Below are 951 nucleotides of genomic sequence, written 5' to 3'. Positions count from 1 at the left end.
AAGGTGGTCCCCTTTTGATGAAAAAAGCCACTTGCTATCTCTGGCTGCTTCAAGCAGCTTGAAATACGGTATCATCTCATCAAATAGTGGTATCTCTCTTTCTGCCTCGGTTTTTGTCCTGTTTTTCACAATCGTTTTTAAAAGACGTAGCGAGTCTAAGACGTTCATTTGCCTATCCTTTTTATAATCTTTTCGATTAGTTTTAGCGATTTATCGCTTATTGTGATTTCTTGCTGTTTTGGTGCGCTAAGTGCGCTCATTCTTTCTTTAGCGATACCCTTCTCATAATCCTCGCGGCTTATTCTCTTTACGTCGCCGATCTTGTGCTGATTAGTAAAAAGCCAGCTATAAATTTGAGAGGTTTCTGAGCTATCGAGCCTTTTAAATACGCCGTTTTCATTTATAGAGGCGCTGTTTCTTAGATTACCCTCGTCATCGACCGTTATCACTACATAGGGTAGATACCCGCTACCGTCTTCGCAGCTACAAAGAGCCTCGCCGCGGTAAGCTTCCCTACAAAAGCTTATCATCTCGTCAAGTCCTCTAAAAAAGCTACCGCCGACATACTTTACTCGCTCAAATGCTATCCTTTGCCAAGCGATAGAGGCTTTATGCATGGCTAGCTCCGTGCTTACGAAATTTGCACGAAAATTATCGACGAATATCGCAAAATTTATAAGCTCGTCATCGGGTATAAAATGCAGTTTTCTATCGAATTTAACGATCTTTGCTTGGGGCAAAAAGCCTTTGCTATCACCAAACAAATCAGCGATAAGCTTTGCGCGTTTTGAGGTCATATTTACTCCAAAAGATCGGGGGTTATTAAAATCACCGGCTCCATATTTTCTAAAGTTGCTTAAGATAAACTCCTTCATCCAATCTTCAAGCTTATAACTTCCCTTATTTTTGCCTCGTCTATCAAGCAGGCCGCGTAAGCCGTGCTCTTTATAA

Annotated in this window: 1 protein-coding gene; it reads right to left on the bottom strand. The window is 41.3% G+C overall.

From position 1 onward, the window contains the following. Positions 1–164: 164 nt before the first annotated feature. Positions 165–951: hypothetical protein (locus CCAL5182_RS08960; protein ID WP_336610837.1), on the bottom strand; the 787-nt coding region annotated here is incomplete at its 5' end.

This window comes from Campylobacter sp. 7477a, from assembly GCF_014892335.1.
In the GTDB taxonomy this organism is placed as follows: domain Bacteria; phylum Campylobacterota; class Campylobacteria; order Campylobacterales; family Campylobacteraceae; genus Campylobacter_A; species Campylobacter_A californiensis.
Note: the sequence above shows the minus strand (reverse complement) of the source record. Positions and strands in the feature narration are given on the sequence as shown.